The following is a 21,558-nucleotide window of genomic DNA, read 5'->3' as shown; positions in this document are numbered from 1 at the left end:
GAAAAACAACCCTTAATTAAGCTATGCCTGCTAAAAACAAGATCCCCCGGAACTGGTTTTTAGACAGACTGCCGTTATGGGTAATAAAACTCCACCAGAAAACGCATCTTCTCACTTTTTAAATAATTTACTTGTGCAAGTGAAAACTTGCACTTATATTTGCAAGCAATTACTTGCATAACTTTATTTGCTATGAGGAGAGATGTATTTCAAGCTATTTCAGACCCTACGCGAAGGGATATTTTAATGTCACTTACCAAGGAAAAACAAAATGTAAATATGCTGGCAGAACAGTTCGACATGACCAGACAAGCCGTGTCCTTACATGTAAAATACCTGCAGGAATGTGGTGTAATTGCCATTGAAAAACAGGGAAGGGAACGTTACTGCAAGCTAGAAGTGCAGAAGCTGTCAGAAATAGCTGATTGGTTAGAACCGTTCCGTAAACTCTGGGAAACTCGTTTCAATCAATTAGATCAACTCTTAAATGAATTACAAAATAAAAACAAAACTAAAAACTAGTAAATATGAACAAAACAACATTTGAGACCAACGGAAGTGAACTTACAGTTATTCGCACATTTAACGCTCCACTTAGCTTAGTATGGCGAGCATGGACAGAAGCTGAATTACTTGATAAGTGGTGGGCACCCAAACCTTGGAAATCAGAAACTTCTTACATGGATTTCAAAGAAGGTGGACACCGTATTTATGACATGATTGGACCGGAAGGTGAACGTCATGGCGGTCGGACGGATTATCTCCACATTCAAGAGCATAAAAATTTCTCAGGAAAGGATTTTTTTCTAAATGACGAAATAAACATAAATCCTAATATGCCTATTGCCCAATTTCAAAATCAGTTTGAGCCCAAAGTAAATGAAACTGTAGTGACCATCAAAACGCAATATACCTCCGAAGAGCAGCTGAAACAAGTTCTTGAAATGGGAATGAAAGAAGGTCTTTCTATGGCGTTTGAAAACCTGGATCAAGTGCTGGCAAACGCTCCAACTACAGACGCTTCCACTCACGGGTAATAAAAAATGCAACTACGATTGCGGATACAGAATCTGCGATTGGCATGGATATCCAAATCCCGGTAAGTCCGATATATTGAGGAAGTAAAAAAAGCAATGGAATTAGTACAACAACCTGCCGCAATAAAGTGAGCAGAGTTGCAATTTTTGCTTTCCCAACCGACTGGAAGAAATTACCAACCACCACCTGAAATCCAACAATAGGCAGGGCCAGCAATGCCAAACGCAGCCCTTGTCGTCCGAGTTTCAGCAATTCCGGATCGCTGTTATTGAAAAAGCGAACAATGATGTCGGGAATAGACTCCACAAAGGTAAAAGCACCAATTGAAATAATGGTTGCCGCAATCATGGCAATGCGTAACGTGTCTTTTACCCGTCGAGGCTCATTGGCTCCATAATTAAAACCGATAATGGGTTGCGACGCCATGTTTATAGCAACAATCGACATAATGATTAACGTAATAACTGAATTCACAATCCCCATGGCTCCCACTGCCAAATCGCCACCAAACTTAATGAGCTTGGTATTCAAAAGCCCCTGCACCACAGAATTGGCCATTTGCATAAAAAATGGAGCCATCCCAATCAACAGGATTTCCTTGATAATATTGGAATCCAGCCGAAAATATTGAGGCCTGATTTTTACCACTGATCGATTACTTCTAAAATGCAACAACACCCAGGCAAATAAAACAATCATGGAAATAACGGTAGCATATGCTGCCCCTTTCACTCCCAAATCAAACACAAAAATAAAAATGGGGTCAAGAATAATGTTTGTTCCGGCACTCAGCAACATAGAATACATCGCGATTTTCGCATTTCCTTCCGAGCGAATCACATTATTCAGTGAAAACCCAACGACCTGAAAGATCACCCCGACCAAAATAATATTCAAATAATCATTTGCATACCCAATGGTATCTGCCGTTGCTCCAAACGAACGAAGCATGGGGCCTTTAATAGAAAATCCAATGAGAGAAATTAATCCTGATACAACAATCATCAGTAAAAAACTATTCCCCAAAACATGCTCGGCCTTATTGATGTCTCGCCTCCCCATATTGATGGACACCAAAACACCGGCACCGATGCCAATCAGCATACCAAAAGCCATCATAATCAGCATTACCGGAAAGATGACCGAAATACCGCTCAATGCCAATGCCCCTACTCCCTGACCAATAAAGATCCGGTCAACGATATTGTACAACGCATTTACAAAAACGCCGATAAAAGCGGGGATGAAATATTTGAGCATCAGGCGAGCCACATTTGCCTCACCCATCTCTGTGGATTTATCCATTTATTCGATTTAAAGCACAAATGTAAAAATTGAAAAACAATTCACATGGACAACGGTTCTCTTATTTACCTTGGAAATATTAAATTTGCAGGACAAATAGCAAACAATGACTGAAAAAAAACAAAAGAAAACCGACGCTACAATTTTAAGTAACCTAAAATCAAGTAATCCACAATTGGTTTTAAATACGATAAGTAAACTGAAAGAATCCGGAAACTCAGCTTACTTACCACTCTTGTTTGACACGTTGCATCTATCAAAAGATGAAGAAGTAAAAAAGGCAATTAGCTCGTTGCTTGCTGAAATAAAACAGCGGGATGCTATCCCAATGCTGATTGAGGCAATCCAAAATGACAAATACAAGAACGAACAAAATTTGCTGGTTGCTGCTTGTTGGGAAAATGGCATGGATTACAGCAATTATCTTCCTTTATTTATTGATTTGTTAATCGAAAAAGATTTCATGACCGCTTTTGAAGCGTACACTGTAATTATGAATATGTCTGGTAAAATCTCTCAGGCAATAGCAGATAAAGAAACCAAAAAGATAAACGTAGCACTTGCCGATGCCGGTGAGAAAGAGCAACTTTTAACGGATATATTGGATTTTATTCCTGTGTTTGTACAGGGAATTGAACCTCAAAGCATTTAAAATTGCTGGCTCCACTCCGAATAAGCCTAATCTTTTTCAGCCTTTTACCGGGGCTGTCTTCTTTTGCTCAATACTTTTCTGATATACAGGAATACAATCAACTACTTTTGATGAATCCGTCCTACACAGGTACAACCTTTGGAACCCGGATTCACGCCAATGTATTTGGGCAACGATCTGCTTTTACGAGTACGTATACAAATACCATTTCAGCAGATTTTTACCTGGAGGATGAGCAAATTGGACTCGGGGTTTATGGGGGAGTTCGAAATAATGCAGACAAGAATACTTTTTCGCTTTGGGGACAAGGCGCCTATTCAAAAATTTTAAAAATAAAAAGCAATCAATATTTTATTCCTTCCATTAGCGCTGGCTTTGAACAACCACTGAAAAATATTTCTCTCTTTGTCTACGACATAATTGTTCGTCGTTCTACTGAACCTCATCAGCCGCCGGGATACTCCATGCAACAGCCGCTGAGAACGACTTTAAAAACCGGTTTTTTACTGGCAACTTACGACTGGAATATTGGACTGAGTGCAGGTGCAAATTGGGACATCACTCAAAGCATCTTTCCTGAGGGTGATATGATTTTCCGGGCCATCATTCATGCTGAAAAGTTTATCACCTATTACCACCGCGGATTATTGTCGAAAAAATATTACCTCAAGCCAAGATTCATTATCGATTATAGTACCGAGAGAATGCAGGTTTATTCTGACCTCAACATTCAACGTTTTAATTGGCTTGGCAGCATCGGCATTTTGCACAACCTGGAAAATAATCGAACACGAATTGCCTTGTCTGCCGGCTATGATTTTGAATCTTTCAAACTGAATTATCACGCATCGTCTCAATTTCCGGCAGATGGTAATTTTGAAGTTATTCATAGCTTCTCATTGCGGCTAACCATTCCGGAGTTAAACAAGAAGTATCAGCCTATTTATCCACTGGTCCGGGATTTATAATCCACCATTTTTCAGCAAAAATCTTCTGTTTTCAGTAATTGTCCCCACAGTTTTCCCAATTCTAAACTTATATATTACTTTTATGGCCTTTGTTTGTCAACTAACATATTAAGAACCTGTTTGTGAAGAAGGCTTTTGTTACTGTTATATTACTTCTAATCGTATTATTTGTCGAGGGACAAGATGCTGAATATTCGCAATTTTACGCCAATCCATTATACCTGAACCCTGCATTTACAGGAACCTCACAAGCTCCGCGTTTTTCGCTGAATTATCGAAATCAATGGCCTCAACAAGGTAGCACCTTTGTAAACTACAGCTTCTCTTACGATCAATTTCTGCCAAAGATGAATGGTGGTTTCGGGATACAATTTCAAAATAATTCAGAAAGCAACGGCCTCGTTGAAACATCTACCGGAAATCTTTTCTATTCGTATCATATAAAAATGAGCGAACGTTTCTTCATGGATGCTGGACTGCAAGCGGGAATAACGTATAAGAAACTTGATTATGGAAGACTCATATTTCCGGATATGATTGATCAGCTTAATGGAGAAACATCTCCGGGGCTCTATGATCCAGCAGAGAATTCCAGTTTAGTTTATCCCGATTTCGGAATCGGTGCAATGGGACAATATGATTCCTACTTTTTTGGATTCAGTATTTCTCATTTAACACAGCCTGACGAATCAATTTTTGTTGGAGATCAAAAAGGGAAACTGCCGATGAAAATAACAATTCATGCCGGAGCCAGAACACATAAACTACATCGGGGATTACTTTCAAAAGAATTTACGGTATCGCCGAATATTATTTTTCACAAACAAGGTGATTTCAGCCAACTGAACCTTGGTATGTACATTCTGGAAAAATCGCTGGCAGGTGGAATTTGGTATCGGCAAAATTTAGGTCTGCAACCCGATGCAATCATTCTAATGTTCGGAGTAATGCGGGAACGCTTCAAAATCGGATATAGCTACGATGCAACGCTTTCAAAATTGGCAAACTATTCATCCGGCTCTCATGAAATATCACTCATCTATTTTTTAAAGGGAAAACATCACACCCGGAAAGCATTGCTAATCCCAGCACTTTAATAAACTAAAGTAACGGTTCCAGATTGATTATGATCGCGTCCCAGAAAATCCTGGTAGGCAATTACCCAAGTGTAAACACCCGTTGGAGCAAACTCACCATTTCTCATTTTACCATCCCATCCAACAAATTCGTCCTTTGCCTCGAATATCCGCTCTCCCCATCGGTTAAAGACCTGCATATGATACCCCGACTCCAACACTCCTACAGGAGCCAATAAAAACTCACGATTAATTTCATCCATACTATTCGGATTAATCGCATTGGGTGGAAAAATTCGGTCAAAAGCCACCAGTACTGTTTGATATGTCGTATCCGTGCAGAACAATTCATTTTCAGCAATTAGTTCCACATCATACCAACCCATTTCCTCATAAGAATATGTTGGTTGAGCTTCCAAAGATGTACCCAAGGTATCACCAAAGTCCCAATAATAATTTTCTGCACCTTCACTTGAATTTAGGAATGTGAACTCAGGATTGACAATGCTCACCTCACTCGTATCTGGTTGAAATGAGGCAGTAGGCTTGGGATAAACAGTAATCGATTGATCAGCCCAAATAGTATCAATACACCCGGTTATGGAAGATTGTACAATACTTGAAATATTAAATTGAGTATCTGGCGCATTAAAAATATCCGTCATTTCATTTTCCCCAGGAACCAATCCATCACCCTGCCCAAAGTCCCAATGGTAATCAAACTCATCCATATTATCATTTGGAGTGACTGAAAAATTCACAGTCAAGGGAGGGCAACCTTCCGTTAAATCGCTGGTAATTTCAGCCCATGGCTGACGTTTAAAATTGAACTCAACTGGATCGGTCTCACAACTATACTCAGTAGTGATTTGCAATCCAATGGATGACAGAGGTTTGTTTTTCAGGCTTATTTCAAAGGGTCCGGGAGAGTTTGCCGGATCCTGCAAAATTTCTTCAGCATCCAGCTTCGACAAATCCCAATGATAGGTATCTTGTGGGTTTGCTGTACCAGTATACTCGACCTGAAAAACGTGCGGATAACAAAAATCCGGATCAAGCGAAGTTTCGACTGTTGGAATGGGATGCACCGTTATTAAATCCTCTACCAAACCATAATTTTCGCATCCCTCGTCAGACACAATAGTTAAGCCAACATCATAAGAACCATCTTGCTGATAGGTATGTTGCAAATTCTTTCCTGATGCAGAACCACCATCTCCAAAATCCCAGCTGTAACTATTGACTAGCTCCGTAGTTTCGGCCGTGAAATCAACCAGGAATGGTTCACACCCATCATCATCCAACACCTTTATTTCCATATTTGGAATTACTTTGATGTGCTCCCACTTCGCAGGATTCTCACATCCACCCTCGTTAACAATCAATCCCAGGTCTCGATTACTACTTCTATCAAATCCCAACGAAACTTCCAGATCTGTTAAGCCAACGCCTGCTTCATAAACAGTATCCTGAAAATACCAGGTATAGTTCGCATCAGAAGTACCATCGCCACTATAATGAACACCCAGATTATATCCGTAACATTCCATTGAATCGATGCTAAAATCATTGCTTGGAGTATTATAGAAACTCAAATTGATCGAATCATTTGAGGCACAACCATAGGCATCTGTAATTTTGAAATACGATTTGTAAGTTCCGTATGCATTCACATTCGCATTGGTTTGAAGAGCATTTGGATCGATGAATGTCAAACCCGACGAAAATGGTATCCATTCAATACCTCCTTTATCCACGCTAATTTTTACGGTTCCGGACATCTGGTCGCAGAACAAGGTATCGGTATTGGAAATGTCAATTTTGGGATAATCATGAACGGTAACTTTTACCTCATCTTCATCAAAACAGGTATACTCATTTCCAACTTTTACTGAATAAATATTGGTTTCATTAACGGGCAGTGTTTGTTCGCCCGAGCCATCATTCCACAGGTAATAATCATGATCTCCAGCATCGAGCGTTGTCGATGATCCAATGCAAATGTTTTGGTCATCTCCCAAATCAACAACCGGGCTTGTTTTTACATTGACGGTAAAAAAAGCAGAATCAGCGCAAGTTCCGTTTCGTGATACAACTTTATAGACAATCGTATCCATGGGGAAAGCAAAAGGATCAGAGCGATAGGCATCATCCAATGCAGTTTTTGGAAACCATTCGTAATTCCCCTCAAATTCATGATTGAGTTGAATCGTATCGTTTTGACAAATCGTTCTGTCAATAGCTGAATCAAATTCAATATTCCAAACATTGATTTCCATTACAGCCGATAAGCTGATGTCCGGGTCACCCTCCATGCCACCAAATTCAACAATATATCCCTGAGGATAATAGTAACCTCCCGAACCACCACCACGATCTGGCAAATCATTCCACGATTTGGTTTCCTTTGATGGATTTTGGTTGATGTGAGCATAATCTTCATCACCACTATTATTGGGTTCACCAGAACTCCAAAAAGAATACTCACCATTCATTCGGCGGCCGTTTGTATAATCACCTCTCCAGAACAAGGTTCCTGCTTCCGGACCAGTCACCCACTTCCAATCGCCTTCCACATCGGCATCACTGGCACCAATCCATCCAACACCTTTAACTTTTGACCAAACAAAATCATTTTCTTCTCTGGATGTTATGGTTACCAAATATCCTTGCAATCCATAATAGGTTTTATTTTGTGCATCTGAATTTGCTGTCGACCAAATAATTCCACCTCTACTTATATATTGATAAAAATGCTCGGTCGCTGGCAGATAATCCACATCATTCAGAGTAATTGCAATTGATCGGGTACCATTTGTCGGTGATGGTGAAATATTGGTATATTCAACATTCTGAATAGCTGTTTGATAATCACTGGCAGTTGCTTTTCCTCTTAAAGTTAAAGTTCCGGTACCGGCATCCCAACTTCCAGTGATTGTCGCTGTAGATTCAAAACTTAATTGATCTTCACCTTTTATAAAATTTGCTATCGAAACTTTCAACCCACTATTAATATCATCCCCCTGAACGGAAACTCTGTTTCCTAATTTCACAACATCTCTGCAATAATCGATGGGCCCCAAATTCGTAGAGCGTATCTGCAGTGCTCCAGATTGCGCCAATACGAAATTACAAGCAAATAATAAACCAATTACGGCAAGGATGTTTCTTCTCATCAGGCAGATTTTAGGCTAGCTTCTGCCGGAAAAGTATTTCATGAATTGAGCACGTTCATACAACATCGGATCGCCAACCTTCGTATAGGAAAGTCGCCCTCTGAAATCACCAATAGTCTTAAAGTTCCATTTCTTCATGAACGATGTGAGATCTTTCAGCATACCATCAATTACCTGCGCTCCATTAATATACACTACCGAGCATACTTGTGCAACCTGCGCTCCAGCAAGCAATTGTTTAATTACTGCTTCTCCATCATGAATTCCCGTTGAAGCGGCTATCTCCAATTTTGGAAGAGCTGCACTTATCATTCCAATCCATCTTAAGGAACGACGAATGTCTGACGGTGAACTAAATACTTCTGAAGCCGTTATTTCCAACTTCTCAATATTAATATCTGGTTCGTAAAAACGATTAAACATGGTTACTGCCGATGCTCCATTCGCCATCAATTTTTCCGACATTGCAATAAGGTTCGTAAAGTAGAATCCAATTTTTACCGATACCGGAATTTTTACCTGCTTTTTAACCTTACTCAAAACATCGATATATATTTGCTCTATTTCATCTGTTTTTTCCTGACGTGAAGTAGGGATAATAAACAAGTTGAGTTCTAAAGCATCAGCACCAGCATTTTCAAAATCTTTAGCAATCCTGGTCCATTCTTGAGATGAAACACAGTTAATGCTAGCAATGATTGGAATACTGCACTCTTTTTTGGCATCTTTCAACAAGTTCAAATGCTGTTCAACCGAATTTTCGCGGGTATAATTTCGAATATAGTCTTCCGCTTCGGGGTATAAATTCTGAGGATCCTTATGGATTAAATAACTGACTTCGTTATTAATCTGTTCCTCAAAAATGGACTTTAAAACGACAGCCCCTGCCCCGGCTTCTTCCAACCCTTTTATCTTTTCCACTGAATTTGTAAGGCCTGAACTGGCCACGATGATCGGGTTTTTCAAGTGCAAACCCATATAAGATGTTTCTAAATTTGCCATCGTTTAAAGTATTAGTTAGTTATTTTTTTTCAAAAACGTAATTGAGCTGGTGCTGGTTCAATGATAATTGCGTTCGCCAAAAATCAAACTTCCAACACGTATCATTGTGCTTCCTTCTTCCATTGCAATGTTGTAGTCTCCAGACATACCCATTGAGATTTCGCAAAATGAATCGTCTGTCGCAAAATAATCATTTTTCAGCTCTTCAAATATGTTTTTTAAATTCCTGAATTCCTTGCGAATCTGGTTTTCATCTTCAGTATATGTTGCCATCCCCATAACACCACAAACCTTAACATGGGTTAATTCGGCAAAATCATCACTTTCAAATATTTCTACTGCTTCTTCTTTATCGAGTCCAAACTTCGTTTCCTCTTCTGCAATATGAAATTGAAGCAGACAATTAATCGTCCTATTGTTTTTGATTCCCTCTTTATTAATTACTTTCAAAAGTTTCAAAGAATCAACACCATGCAGCAAACTAACAAAAGGCGCTATGTATTTCACTTTGTTCGTCTGGAGATGGCCGATAAAGTGCCATTCGATATCTTTTGGCAATTCATCCGCCTTTCTTGAAAGTTCCTGAACTTTATTTTCTCCAAAAATACGTTGTCCTGCCTGATATGCATCCAGGATATCCTCATTCGGTTTAGTTTTTGAAACAGCCACCATACGAACACCTGCTGCTAATTCTTGTTGTAGTTGATTAATATTTTCGGCTATATCCATATCATTTTATTGATTTACAAATCTACAAAAGCATGCGGAATACAAGGAGGATTTTTTAGGATTTTTGTCAGCTAAGAACAAGCTGCATGGAATGTTTGAACACCATTTTTTTATCTTTGCACACTTGATGAATAAAGCGACTGAGCATATCATACTAAAGATGAACGAATTTGGGAAAGCCAACAAGTCGTTTGTCTTCTTATTTGATTTCGATTTAGAAAAGCCTTTGCTATTGGATTGGAATGAAAGTAAAGAGCATCTTCTTTGGCAAACTCCACAATACAGCAACGTTGATGAAATCAAATCAATTAATAAGGAACTTAACTGGGAAGTGATGCCGGTTTCATTTGGCAGGTATAAGAAAGCTTTTGATCTTGTGCAAAATCATTTACACAATGGCGATAGTTACCTTTTAAATCTAACGATGCCAAGTAAGATAATCACGAATTACAGCCTTGAGGATATTTTTCATGCAAGTCACGCACCATACAAAATTTGGCTAAAAGATCAATTTGTATGCTTTTCACCTGAAACATTTGTTCGAATCGAAAATGGGGAGATTTCGTCCTACCCTATGAAAGGCACGATTGATGCTAACATTGACAATGCTGAGTTTGTATTAAAAAATGACAAAAAAGAACTTGCCGAGCATAACACCATCGTAGATTTGATACGAAATGATTTAAGCACTGTAGCTGAAAATGTGCAAGTACGGCGCTTTCGTTATATTGACCGGATAAAGTCAAACAGATCTGAGCTTTTACAAATGAGCTCTCAAATAATCGGGAAACTTCCTGACAATTATCTTGAGAACTTAGGGACAATCATTTCCAGAATGCTACCTGCCGGGTCAATTAGTGGAGCACCTAAAAAGAAAACGGTCGAGATTCTAAAAAAAGCGGAGCAATACGAGCGAGGCTACTACACCGGTATTTTTGGAGTTTTCGATGGCAAAAATCTGGATACCTGCGTTTTGATTCGTTATCTTGAACAGCAAAAAAATCAGTTGATCTTTAAAAGTGGTGGTGGTATTACTTTTATGAGTGATTGTGAAACGGAATATCAGGAATTAGTAAATAAAGTATATGTGCCTTTTGCTTGAAACAATAAAACTTGAAAATGGGGTATTGGCAAACCTGCAGTACCATGAATTCCGCTTTAATGATGCACGCAAGAGGTTATTCAATGCTTCACCAATATCATTAGCTCAAAACATTCATATTCCTCAGAAAGCTCTTTCCGGACTATTTCGATGCCGTATTACATACAGCGAAAAGATTGAGAACATCGAATTTATTCCTCATCAGCCCAGAAAAATTGAGAGTTTCAAAATTGTTTCTGACAATTCAATTGACTACTCCTTTAAATACGCTGACCGAAGTCACCTCCAGAAATTGTATGATCAGAGAGAAGATTGTGATGAGATAATCATTGTGAAAAACAATTTAGTCACCGATAGTTTTACCGGCAACCTGGTATTCTTTGATGGTGAGAAATGGCTTACACCAAAACAGCCACTTCTGAAGGGAACTCAACGACAATTTTTACTGGATAGTGGTAAGATATTTGAAGCATCCATTAACGAAAATCAATTAAAAAACTTCGAAAAAATAGGGATGATTAATGTTTTTTACACATTAAACAACATGCCTGTTGTAAAAAACACTGCAATCAACCACTAACAGTACACCCTCATTTTCAACCTAATGCACTCATTCACACAAAATCATTTGCTGCAAAAAAGCTTCTAATCTGATTTTTTTTCAAAGAATGCTTTTTAACCTATTCTTTTATTTATTCATTTTTGTATTTTTCCAAAAAAAATGAATGTTTGTGTATTGATAAAAAATGTCTGTTAAGGCATTCAATATTTGGAGGATATATAAAATGACAGTCAGTAAACCCAGAGTAATTAAGGATTACGAAAAGCTAGAAGAAGCGATCCAGGAACAGATAAAGCTTGTTTATCCAAATGGTTTTAGTCAAAACCTTATCACATTTACCAATAAAGACGGGCTACTGGTGAGTGCCCTCCCCTTTGAAACGGACGAAAAGTATTATCTGGTTCGAATGACTTCGCAGGAAGCGAAAGAAATCATCAGAGACGATGATGATTACGATGATGACGGAACATTAAAAGATGAAACGAAAGAAGAATATGAAGACAAATATTCTGAGCTGGATTATATTGCTGAGAATATTGGAGATGATGATTCTTCCTTTGACGATGATGATGACGATTAATAAGACAATAAAAAACCCAGTGAAATTCACTGGGTTTCTTTTTATCTAGAGGTTTTATTAATCCAATTTATGAATCACCAGGCCTGAACGCAATTTTGGTTCGAACCAGGTTGTCTTTGGAGGCATGATATTGCCTGAATCAGCAATGTTAATCAATTGTTGCATTGAAACTGGAAATAGCGCAAACGCAACTTCCATTTCACCAGAATCAACCCTTTTCTTCAATTCTCCCAATCCTCGGATTCCTCCGACAAAATCAATGCGTTTAGAAGTACGCAAATCCTGAATATCCAAAACAGGAGTCAAAATCTGATTCGAAAGAATTGTTACATCCAATACACCAATTGGGTCATTATCATCATAAGTTCCCTCCTTTGCTGTTAGCTTGTACCAATCTCCATTTAGATACATGCTAAATTCATGAAGTGCTGAAGGTTTATAAATTTCGGCTCCCATCTTCTCAACTTCAAAACCTTCTTTAAGCTTCTCAATAAAATCAGCTTCAGAAAGTCCGTTCAAATCTTTTACTACGCGGTTGTAGTCAATAATTTGAAGTTGATTATCTGGAAAATGAACCGCCATAAAGTAATTGTACGATTCGTTACCGGTATGATTTGGGTTTTGAGATTTTTTTTCGTTTCCAATAAGTGCAGCAGCAGCCGTTCTATGATGTCCATCTGCAACATATGTAGCTGGAACCTTCGTAGTAAATAACTCCTCGATTTTTTTATTTGTTTCAGCGTCACGTATTGACCAGAAATGATGACCAAAACCATCTTCAGCCACAAAATCATAATCAGCTTCCTGACTTTTCACAATGCTTTCAACAATCGCATCGATTTCAGGAACAGCTTTGTATGAGAAAAAAACCGGCTCAATATTCGCATTTAGGTAGCGAGTCAAAATCATACGGTCTTCTTCCTTATCCGGACGAGTTAACTCGTGCTTTTTAATGATGCCGTTATGATAATCATCGCAAGCAGCAGCTCCAACAATACCATATTGAGTTCTGCCGTTCATGGTCTGTGCATAAATATAATACCTGGCTTCTTCATCCTGAACAAGCCAACCTTCTTCCTGAAAACGTTTGAAGTTTTCTACAGATTTGTTGTATACTGTTTCTGAATGAATATCAGTTCCCTCAGGACAATCAATTTCAGCTTTGGTAATGTGCAACAAGGAATTTTCTTTTCCTTCTGCCATCTCAGCAGCTTCAATGGAATTCATCACATCGTAAGGCAGACAAGCCAGATCTTTGGCAATTTCTGTTGGAGGACGGAGTCCTTTAAATGGTCTTATTATGGCCATACTAAAACTTTTTCGTTTTGAAATTTGAAATGAGGCGGCAATTTACAACTGTTATTTCATATAGGCATAAACAAATTGTGAAAATCATGCTCCCAAAAAGTTTTCTTAAAACAACGCTACTTATTAACCTGGAAGGTATTGTCACCTTTCTCGATAAAATCTACAATTTGCTCGGCAGCAGCAACACCTGCATTTATATTTGCTTCAGCAGTTTGTGCTCCAATTTTCTTAGGTGTAAAATAGTATCTTCCTTCGAGTTTTTCTTTGAAAGTATCGGTGCAATCCGGAGCAATATCCGACAGATATTTCACATCAGTTCGTTGAGCCATAAACTCGCAAAGATCATCTTCATTAATGACCTCTTTACGGGCTGTGTTGACGATGATTGCATTTTCTTTCAAGTGACTTAGAATTTCCATACTCACTGAGCCAATATGCTCGCCGCGTGCGGGAACATGAATAGAAACCACGTCTGAAACTGCATAAAGTTCTTCCAGTGATTTTGCCACCTCAATACCTTGAGAAGCTGCCTGAGCTTTACTGTAGCGAGTGTAAACTTTTACTGTCATTCCTAAAGCTCTGGCAATACGATGTACATTACGGGCCACGTAGCCATAACCATGCAAACCGAGAACTCGTCCCCGAAGTTCTCCTCCAGCTTTACCACTAAAAAATTCACGGATTCCCAAAATAGCCAGCCCAATTGCCAGTTCAGCTACTGCATTGGAATTCTGACCAGGTGTATTCATTACACAAACACCTTTTTCTTTGGCGTAGGAAGTATCTACATTGTCATATCCAGCTCCTGCGCGAACAACAATTTTCAACCGTTTACCGGCATCTAGAACCTCCTGATCAATTTTATCACTTCGAATAATTAGGGCGGTAGCATCACTCACGGCTTGGAGCAATTCTGATTTTTCCTTGTAGCTTTCCAACAAACTTACTTCGTAGCCTGCGTTTTTGCAGACTTCACTCATTTGTGCAACCGCAATGTTCGCAAACGGTTTTTCGGTTGCAATTAAAACTTTTGTCATTTTATTCAATTTTAAGATTAAAAAATAAAATGTCATTGCAAGCCAAATCGAAGTAATCCACTGACTACTTTAGCCGTTCCTCATGCTTTCAAATGACTTCAAAAATGAAAGGTGGACAAACGTCCACCTTCTATTTAAAAAATTATTTTACGTGCATTTGTTCAAACTCCTTCATACAATCGACTAAAGCCTGAATACTTTCAATTGGCATAGCATTGTATATAGAAGCGCGGAATCCTCCTACTGAACGGTGTCCTTTAATTCCAGACATCCCTTTTGAAGTAGCAAATTCCATGAAATCCTTTTCTAATTCCTGATAACCGTCGTTCATGATAAAACATACATTCATCAACGAACGATCTTCTTTATCTAAAACAGTTCCTTTGAATAAAGGATTTCTATCAATCTCATCATATAAAACTGCTGCTTTCTCTTCGTTTATTTTTGCCATTGCAGCAACACCACCTTTTTCTTTAATCCACTTCAGTGTTTGCAATGCTGCAAAAACTGGTGTTACAGGAGGTGTGTTAAACATTGAACCACTATCAATGTGCGTTTGGTAGTTCAACATTGTAGGAATAGCGCGATCTACCTTTCCTAAAAGGTCATTTTTGATAATTACAAAAGCAACTCCTGCTGGAGCTAGGTTCTTTTGTGCGCCACCATAAATAATTCCATATTTACTCACATCAATTGAACGTGAAAAAATATCAGAAGACATATCGCAAACTACTGGAATATCCAAATCGAAATCTTTACGAATTTGAGTTCCGTATATCGTATTGTTTGATGTGAAATGGAAATAGTCAGCATCAGCAGGAATCTCGAATCCTTTTGGTATATAGTTGTAAACAGTATCTTTCGAAGAAGCAACCTCAACAACTTCACCAAAGAATTTTGCTTCTTTGATTGCTTTTGAAGACCAGGCACCTGTATTTAAATAAGCTGCTTTCTTATTCATAATATTATATGGCACCATGCAGAACTGCATTGAAGCACCTCCACCTAAAAACAAAACTGAATAATCTTCAGGAATATTCAGCAATTCACGGAACAAAGCTTGTGCTTCATCCATTACAGCAATAAATTCTTTTCCCCGGTGAGACACTTCCATTACAGAAAGTCCCGTGCCGGCAAAATCTTTAATAGCTTCAGCAGTTTTTTCAATCGTAAACTGTGGGAGTATTGATGGCCCTGCCGAAAAATTATGCTTCTTCATGTTATCATTTATTAAGGGTTAATACAATTCTGCTGTAAAATTGCAAATATATATGCAAATAAAGGGAATTTACTCATGTTGATATCTGAGAAAAATCAGTCTGTTAATTAATATTACAAGTTATAAAACATTAGTATACAACAGGCTATACTCTTGACAGAAATCATAAAAAAGTTGATTCTTTTTTCTGTTAATACCAGTTAGCTAACTGGAAGAAGTGAATCTTCCTTAAATATTGGTATAACTTTAGTTGAATCAGGCTGATGACAAAATTCAATACAATCATCCAGCCCTTTTTCAGCCAGCCTTCCCTTCTGAGCTGCTTTCAAAATATAGTTATATAAATCACTTTTTGCCAAACTCCATAAATCAAGCGATGCAGTTACCGCATCACAAATCGTTTCAAACTTCCCGGATTCAAGCAGCTTTTCAGCCAATGCCCCGGCAAAAACGGTATCTTCCAAGCTAAAACGATCTTTCCAAGAGGCACAAAAAATTAAAATGGGAGCATCCTGCTTCAACAACCAATCAGCTATAGCTGTAAGATTTAGAAAAGACCCAACAACAACTGCCTTTGAATGTGCCGCCATATGAATGCATCGGGTTCCATTGGTTGTAGAGTAAACAATCTCTTTTCCATAAACCTTATCTGAAGTAAAATTGAATGGCGAATTTCCAAAATCTGCAAAATCCAACACATAGCCATCTCTCTCTGATGCGACCGTGTATCCCTCCTGCTTTTTCACTCTTGCCTCTTCAACTGTTGAAACGGGAATAATACGTTTCACCCCATTGTGGAAAGCATTACATATTGCAGAGGTTGCCCGAAGGATATCAACCACGACCACAATATTTTCATCGTTTGCATGTTTCGGATAGATAGCCGGAGAAACACATACTTCCAACCGAAGTTTATTCTTGCTCATAATCGGAGTTCAGATTAATAGCCGCAAAGATAACAGATTTGAGTAGATTTTAAATTGGAGAAGACCGATTCAGAAAACAAAAAAAACCCGCCAGCATTCTGACGGGTTTGCGGTTAGAAAAATTGTAAGTTAACCCCCTTTATTGGTGACTTACAAAAGGTATTTTGACAATCTTTGCCTTCAAAAGTTTATTGCGGACTTTAATCCAAATATCAGTTCCAAATGCTGAATATTCTTTCGCTACATATCCCATGCCAATTCCTTTATTCAACATCGGAGATTGAGTTCCCGAAGTCACAACCCCAATCGAATTTCCTTCCTGATCAACAATTTCATAACCATGTCTTGGAATTCCCCGATCAATCATTTCAAAGCCTCGCAACCTGCGGGTTACACCTTCCAGTTTCTGAACCTGCAACAAATCTTTATCAATGAATGGATTCTCATCATTAAATTTGGTTATCCACCCCAAACCAGCTTCAATAGGAGAAGTTGTATCGTCGATATCATTTCCATACAAACAATACCCCATTTCCAAGCGCAAGGTGTCGCGAGCGCCTAACCCAATCGATTTAATTCCAAAATCCTTTCCTGCTTCAAAAATTGCCTGATAAATTTTTTCTGCATTTCCATTTCGCATGTAAAGCTCAAATCCACCGGCACCGGTATAGCCAGTAGCAGAAATGATCACATCTTCGACACCGGCAAATTTATCGGTAACAAACGTGTAATATGAAATTCCTTTTAAATCAACGGCTGTCAATTTCTGTAGAACTTCCGTTGCTTTTGGTCCTTGTATCGCAAGTTGGCTTATTTCATCAGAAGCATTTTCCAGCTCTGCTCCAACATCATTTTGAGAAACAACCCAATTCCAATCTTTTTCAATATTAGCAGCATTAACTACCAACAAATATTTTTCAGGTTCATAGTAATAAACCAATAAATCATCGACAATTCCACCTTTCCCATTTGGGAAACAAGAATACTGAGCCTGACCAATATTTAACTTATAAATATCATTGGTAGTAACTTTTTGCACCAATTCTGCGGCTTTTGGTCCCTTTACCCAAAATTCGCCCATATGAGAAACGTCAAACACACCAACTCCGGTTCTAACGGTCATGTGTTCGTCTTTTATACCACTGAATTCAACAGGCATCTCATAGCCCGCAAACTCAACCATTTTCCCACCAGCGTCTTTGTGTAACTGATTAAAAGGTGTCTTTTTCATATCTTAAATTTCAAAAAATCAAAAATAATGGTTCAAAGATCGAATTTTCATGAAATAAATCATCAACATTCTCCAAAATACTTATTTGTATTTTTTACAGTAACAAAATCATCCTAATTCTTATTCTTTTTTTTCTTAATATTGTATAATTCTAATACCCTATAATTATGTCCGAAGAAAAATATACCAGTCTTGAATACCTCAGCGAAATTGCAGGAGGTGAATCTGAGATTATAAAAGAATTTATTGTGATGTTTTTCGACCAACTTCCGGAATTTAGGGAAGGCCTTCGGGATCATCTCAATAATAAACGATGGAAAGAACTGGGAGAATTAGCTCATAAAGCCAAATCTTCAGTCTTGACATTCGGAATGAACGAGATGGGAGTTAAATTAAAAGAACTCCAGTTAAAAACTCAACAAAACGAAGACATTGAATCGTACGAGCAATATGTTGAGGAATTTGAGAAAGTAATGGATATTGCTGAAAAAGAACTTCAGGAAGAATTAGATAAAATTGGATAAAAAAAGGTGCTAAACGCACCTTTTTTACTTCATCACAAAAGCTAGTTCATCTTCATCCAAAATCACCCTGATCGTTTTATTAACATCAAGTCCACCTGCTAAAATGCGTTTTGACAACTCGTTCAAAACATATTTTTGCAATATCCTATTAATGGGTCTGGCACCATATTGCGGATCGTAACCAACAGTGGCCAACCAATTTAGGGCATCTGGCTCAATTTCAATTTTGAGATCCTGATTACTCATCCGCTTGCTAATCCGTTCAAATTGTATTTTAACAATATCCTTTACATTCTCTCGGGTCAACGGTGTGAACATGATCGTTTCATCAATACGATTTAAAAATTCAGGGCGAATTGTTTTCCGTAATAATTCAAAAATAGCAGAGCGGGTTTGTTCATAAATTTCAGCCTGGTTGTTTTCATTCATTCTCTCAAAACCTTCCTGAATAATCTGTGATCCCAGGTTTGAAGTCATGATGATAATAGTATTTTTGAAATTCACCACTCGTCCTTTATTATCGGTTAACCTTCCATCATCCAATACTTGTAACAATACATTAAATACATCCGGATGGGCTTTTTCTATCTCATCAAACAAGACTACCGAATAAGGCTTTCTTCGCACAGCCTCGCTCAATTGACCACCTTCATCATACCCGACATATCCTGGAGGCGAACCAATCAATCGCGTTACTGAAAATTTCTCCTGATATTCGGACATATCAATCCGGGTAATCATATTCTCATCATTGAACAAGTATTCGGCCAAAGCTTTTGCCAACTCAGTTTTACCAACCCCGGTTGTTCCCAAAAATATGAATGAACCAATTGGCCGCTTTTCATCCTGCAAGCCTGCCCTGCTCCGACGTACTGCGTCGGAAACTGCTCGTATTGCTTCAGCCTGACCAACAACACGCTTGTGCAATTCCTCTTCCAAATGAAGTAATTTCTCACGCTCGCTTTGCAGCATCCTTGCAACCGGAATTCCTGTCCAACGGGCAACAACTTCTGCAATATCTTCAGCATCCACTTCTTCTTTGATCAATGAATCTCCTTGTATCTTTTTCAGCTCTTCCTGCAGGCGAACAATTTCTTCTTCGGCTTCTTTAATTTTTCCATATCGAATTTCTGCGACTTTCCCATAGTCACCTGAACGCTCTGCCTGATCGGCTTCAAACTTATAGTTTTCAATGTCCGTTTTATTTTGCTGAATTCCATCAATAACCGATTTTTCCAACTCCCATTGAGCCCGATAGCGAGATTGTTCCTCTTTCAAATCAGCAATTTCCTTACTTAAAGACTTCAACTTGGATTCGTCTTTTTCTCGTTTTATGGCTTCCCTCTCAATCTCAAGCTGCTTGATTTTTCGTTCGATTTCATCCAGTTCCTCTGGAACCGAGTCCATTTCGAGACGCAACTTAGCTGCAGCCTCATCCATTAAATCAATTGCCTTGTCCGGCAAAAACCTATCGGAAATATATCGTTGAGATAATTCAACCGATGCGATTAAGGCATTATCTTTAATTCGAACTTTATGATGATTCTCATACCGTTCCTTCAATCCTCTCAATATTGAAATTGCACTTAACGTATCAGGCTCATTAACCATTACAATCTGGAATCTGCGCTCAAGAGCTTTGTCCTTTTCAAAATATTTTTGATACTCGTTTAAAGTTGTTGCACCAATCGCACGAAGTTCACCACGAGCCAATGCAGGTTTCAGAATATTTGCAGCATCCATTGCTCCCTCTCCCTTTCCTGCGCCAATTAATGTGTGAATTTCATCGATGAATAGTATAATTTCTCCATCGGCCTTGATTACTTCATTAACAACTGCTTTTAATCGCTCCTCAAACTCCCCCTTGTATTTTGCACCAGCTACCAACGCACCCATATCCAACGAAAAAAGCTGCTTACTTTTCAGGTTTTCAGGGACGTCACCACGAACAATTCGATGGGCTAAACCTTCAGCAATTGCTGTCTTCCCAGTTCCAGGCTCTCCAATCAGCACTGGATTATTTTTTGTTCTTCTCGATAGTATTTGAAGTATTCTGCGAATTTCATCATCACGCCCAATAACAGGATCCAGTTTCCCACTTTGAGCACGTTCATTTAAATTGATTGCAAATCGGTTTAATGAATTGAATTGGTCTTCAGCAGTCTGACTTTCTACTTTAGCACCTTTTCGCAACTCTTTAATTGCTGCTTCCAATTCCTTTTTATTGACGCCATTATCCTTCAATAAAGTTGAAATTGTATCTCCGGTTTCCAACAAAGCCAATAATATATGCTCAACCGATACAAATTGATCTCCCATTTTACGTGAAATATCAATTGATTTTTGTAAAGCTTTATTGGTATTGGAGGAAAGATATTGTTCCCCTCCGGAGACTTTTGGATATGATTCAATAATCTTATCTACAGCTTGCTTAAAAATAGGAAGATTTACTCCAATCTTTTTAAGCAAAAATCCAGTTACATTCTCAGCAATATGCAATAATCCTTGAAAAACGTGACCATTTTCAACAGCCTGTTGCTGATTACCTTGTGCAATATCAAAAGCATGCTGTAATGCTTCTTGTGATTTAATTGTAAAATTGTTAAAGTTCATGATTTTCTCCTTTCTTTATAGCAACTGCCATTCATCAAAAATCTATCCATTCATGCAAAAAAGAAAGTTACAGACAATCTGTCTCTAACCTATTGATTACTGTGAAATTTTAGCTGAAATACCGAAGTTGGAAAGGAAAAATTGACAGGAAATTTTTGACATGAAAAAAGGATGGAACCTCCATCCTTCTCTCAAACTTAACCAAACCTATCTCTATGAAAAAATTCTGTCTCTTATCCGATTATTATAATGTCAAAATTACGCCAAATAAGAGTTAACAACCCCAAAGCAACGTTAATAAATGTTAAGAAATTTAACAGATTTAACAGCCCCTATTTAAAAAAGCTAAATTGTTGTATTCTCAACTATTTTAATATATTTGCAATCGCTCACCAAAAATCAGCTGCCGTTTTTTAGGTTTTGACCTTATGCTCTAAATAACAGCTAATTGAAATTATTTCATTTGTCGAAAAATACAATTACATTAGCATGACAAATTTAAATGAACAT

At 38.2% G+C, this 21,558-nt stretch carries 19 protein-coding genes; 9 read left to right on the top strand and 10 right to left on the bottom strand.

Annotated elements, in window-relative coordinates:
- Positions 1–192: 192 nt before the first annotated feature.
- A complete protein-coding gene (locus ACUNWD_RS20195; protein ID WP_445589679.1) occupies positions 193–522 on the top strand; it encodes an ArsR/SmtB family transcription factor in 330 nt (109 codons plus the stop codon).
- Between the two features lie 5 nt (positions 523–527).
- Positions 528–1,037: an SRPBCC family protein gene (locus ACUNWD_RS20190; RefSeq protein ID WP_445589678.1), complete on the top strand. Its 510-nt coding sequence runs from the start codon at positions 528–530 to the stop codon at positions 1,035–1,037.
- Here ACUNWD_RS20190 and ACUNWD_RS20185 read toward each other — a convergent pair.
- On the bottom strand, positions 1,012–2,343 hold the full coding sequence (locus tag ACUNWD_RS20185; protein ID WP_445589677.1) for an MATE family efflux transporter: 1,332 nt from the start codon (positions 2,341–2,343) through the stop codon (positions 1,012–1,014). The two genes, ACUNWD_RS20190 and ACUNWD_RS20185, sit on opposite strands and share 26 nt — an antisense overlap.
- A gap of 106 nt (positions 2,344–2,449) precedes the next feature.
- Between ACUNWD_RS20185 and ACUNWD_RS20180 the strand changes: the two genes are divergently transcribed.
- From ACUNWD_RS20180 to ACUNWD_RS20170, 3 genes are all read left to right on the top strand, one after another.
- The gene (locus ACUNWD_RS20180) at positions 2,450–2,995 is read left to right on the top strand and encodes a HEAT repeat domain-containing protein (protein WP_445589676.1); all 546 of its coding nucleotides are present in this window, start codon (positions 2,450–2,452) and stop codon (positions 2,993–2,995) included.
- 2 nt (positions 2,996–2,997) lie between these two features.
- Positions 2,998–3,963: a type IX secretion system membrane protein PorP/SprF gene (locus tag ACUNWD_RS20175; RefSeq protein WP_445589675.1), complete on the top strand. Its 966-nt coding sequence runs from the start codon at positions 2,998–3,000 to the stop codon at positions 3,961–3,963.
- Positions 3,964–4,085: 122 nt separating this feature from the next.
- On the top strand, positions 4,086–5,060 hold the full coding sequence (locus ACUNWD_RS20170; protein ID WP_445589674.1) for a PorP/SprF family type IX secretion system membrane protein: 975 nt from the start codon (positions 4,086–4,088) through the stop codon (positions 5,058–5,060).
- Here the strand turns inward: ACUNWD_RS20170 and ACUNWD_RS20165 are convergent.
- From ACUNWD_RS20165 to ACUNWD_RS20155, 3 genes are read right to left on the bottom strand one after another with little or no spacing between them, the layout of a single operon-like run.
- Complete coding sequence (locus ACUNWD_RS20165; protein WP_445589673.1) at positions 5,057–8,215, bottom strand: PKD domain-containing protein; 3,159 nt, start codon at positions 8,213–8,215, stop codon at positions 5,057–5,059. The two genes, ACUNWD_RS20170 and ACUNWD_RS20165, sit on opposite strands and share 4 nt — an antisense overlap.
- Positions 8,216–8,230: 15 nt before the next feature.
- Positions 8,231–9,217 (bottom strand): dihydroorotate dehydrogenase-like protein, encoded by a 987-nt coding sequence (locus ACUNWD_RS20160; RefSeq protein ID WP_445589672.1) that lies wholly within the window; start codon positions 9,215–9,217, stop codon positions 8,231–8,233.
- A 57-nt stretch (positions 9,218–9,274) separates the two neighbouring features.
- The gene (locus ACUNWD_RS20155) at positions 9,275–9,946 is read right to left on the bottom strand and encodes a YggS family pyridoxal phosphate-dependent enzyme (protein ID WP_445589671.1); all 672 of its coding nucleotides are present in this window, start codon (positions 9,944–9,946) and stop codon (positions 9,275–9,277) included.
- Between the two features lie 160 nt (positions 9,947–10,106).
- Between ACUNWD_RS20155 and ACUNWD_RS20150 the strand changes: the two genes are divergently transcribed.
- From ACUNWD_RS20150 to ACUNWD_RS20140, 3 genes are all read left to right on the top strand, one after another.
- Positions 10,107–11,048: an aminodeoxychorismate synthase component I gene (locus ACUNWD_RS20150; RefSeq protein ID WP_445589670.1), complete on the top strand. Its 942-nt coding sequence runs from the start codon at positions 10,107–10,109 to the stop codon at positions 11,046–11,048.
- Positions 11,032–11,628, top strand: a complete 597-nt coding sequence (locus tag ACUNWD_RS20145) for an aminotransferase class IV (protein ID WP_445589669.1) — start codon at positions 11,032–11,034, stop codon at positions 11,626–11,628. Before ACUNWD_RS20150 ends, ACUNWD_RS20145 begins: the two co-directional genes overlap by 17 nt.
- Before the next feature lie 205 nt (positions 11,629–11,833).
- Entirely contained in the window at positions 11,834–12,190 is a 357-nt protein-coding gene (locus ACUNWD_RS20140; protein WP_445589668.1) for a hypothetical protein, read from the top strand.
- 57 nt (positions 12,191–12,247) lie between these two features.
- Here the strand turns inward: ACUNWD_RS20140 and ACUNWD_RS20135 are convergent, their stop codons facing one another.
- The 5 genes from ACUNWD_RS20135 to gcvT all read right to left on the bottom strand — a co-directional run bounded on the left by ACUNWD_RS20135 (position 12,248) and on the right by gcvT (position 17,911).
- Positions 12,248–13,498 carry a DUF1015 domain-containing protein gene (locus ACUNWD_RS20135; protein ID WP_445589667.1) on the bottom strand — a complete coding sequence of 417 codons (1,251 nt, stop codon included), beginning with the start codon at positions 13,496–13,498 and terminating at the stop codon, positions 12,248–12,250.
- A 116-nt stretch (positions 13,499–13,614) separates the two neighbouring features.
- The gene (locus ACUNWD_RS20130; RefSeq protein WP_445589666.1) at positions 13,615–14,535 is read right to left on the bottom strand and encodes an NAD(P)-dependent oxidoreductase; all 921 of its coding nucleotides are present in this window, start codon (positions 14,533–14,535) and stop codon (positions 13,615–13,617) included.
- 142 nt (positions 14,536–14,677) lie between these two features.
- Complete coding sequence (gene serC / locus ACUNWD_RS20125) at positions 14,678–15,754, bottom strand: 3-phosphoserine/phosphohydroxythreonine transaminase (protein ID WP_445589665.1); 1,077 nt, start codon at positions 15,752–15,754, stop codon at positions 14,678–14,680.
- Between the two features lie 200 nt (positions 15,755–15,954).
- Positions 15,955–16,680: a 2-phosphosulfolactate phosphatase gene (locus ACUNWD_RS20120; RefSeq protein ID WP_445589664.1), complete on the bottom strand. Its 726-nt coding sequence runs from the start codon at positions 16,678–16,680 to the stop codon at positions 15,955–15,957.
- A gap of 139 nt (positions 16,681–16,819) precedes the next feature.
- On the bottom strand, positions 16,820–17,911 hold the full coding sequence (gene gcvT, locus ACUNWD_RS20115) for a glycine cleavage system aminomethyltransferase GcvT (protein ID WP_445589663.1): 1,092 nt from the start codon (positions 17,909–17,911) through the stop codon (positions 16,820–16,822).
- 167 nt (positions 17,912–18,078) lie between these two features.
- On the opposite strand from gcvT, the gene ACUNWD_RS20110 reads away from it, so the two are divergent.
- Positions 18,079–18,435, top strand: a complete 357-nt coding sequence (locus ACUNWD_RS20110; RefSeq protein WP_445589662.1) for an Hpt domain-containing protein — start codon at positions 18,079–18,081, stop codon at positions 18,433–18,435.
- A gap of 24 nt (positions 18,436–18,459) precedes the next feature.
- Here ACUNWD_RS20110 and clpB read toward each other — a convergent pair whose 3' ends face one another.
- Positions 18,460–21,048, bottom strand: coding sequence for an ATP-dependent chaperone ClpB (gene clpB / locus ACUNWD_RS20105; RefSeq protein ID WP_445589661.1), 2,589 nt, complete (start codon positions 21,046–21,048; stop codon positions 18,460–18,462).
- Positions 21,049–21,558 lie beyond the last annotated feature (510 nt).

The organism is Sunxiuqinia sp. A32 (assembly GCF_052690465.1).
The sequence above is the reverse complement of the archived record's forward strand: the minus strand, read 5'-3'. Positions and strand labels throughout refer to the sequence as shown.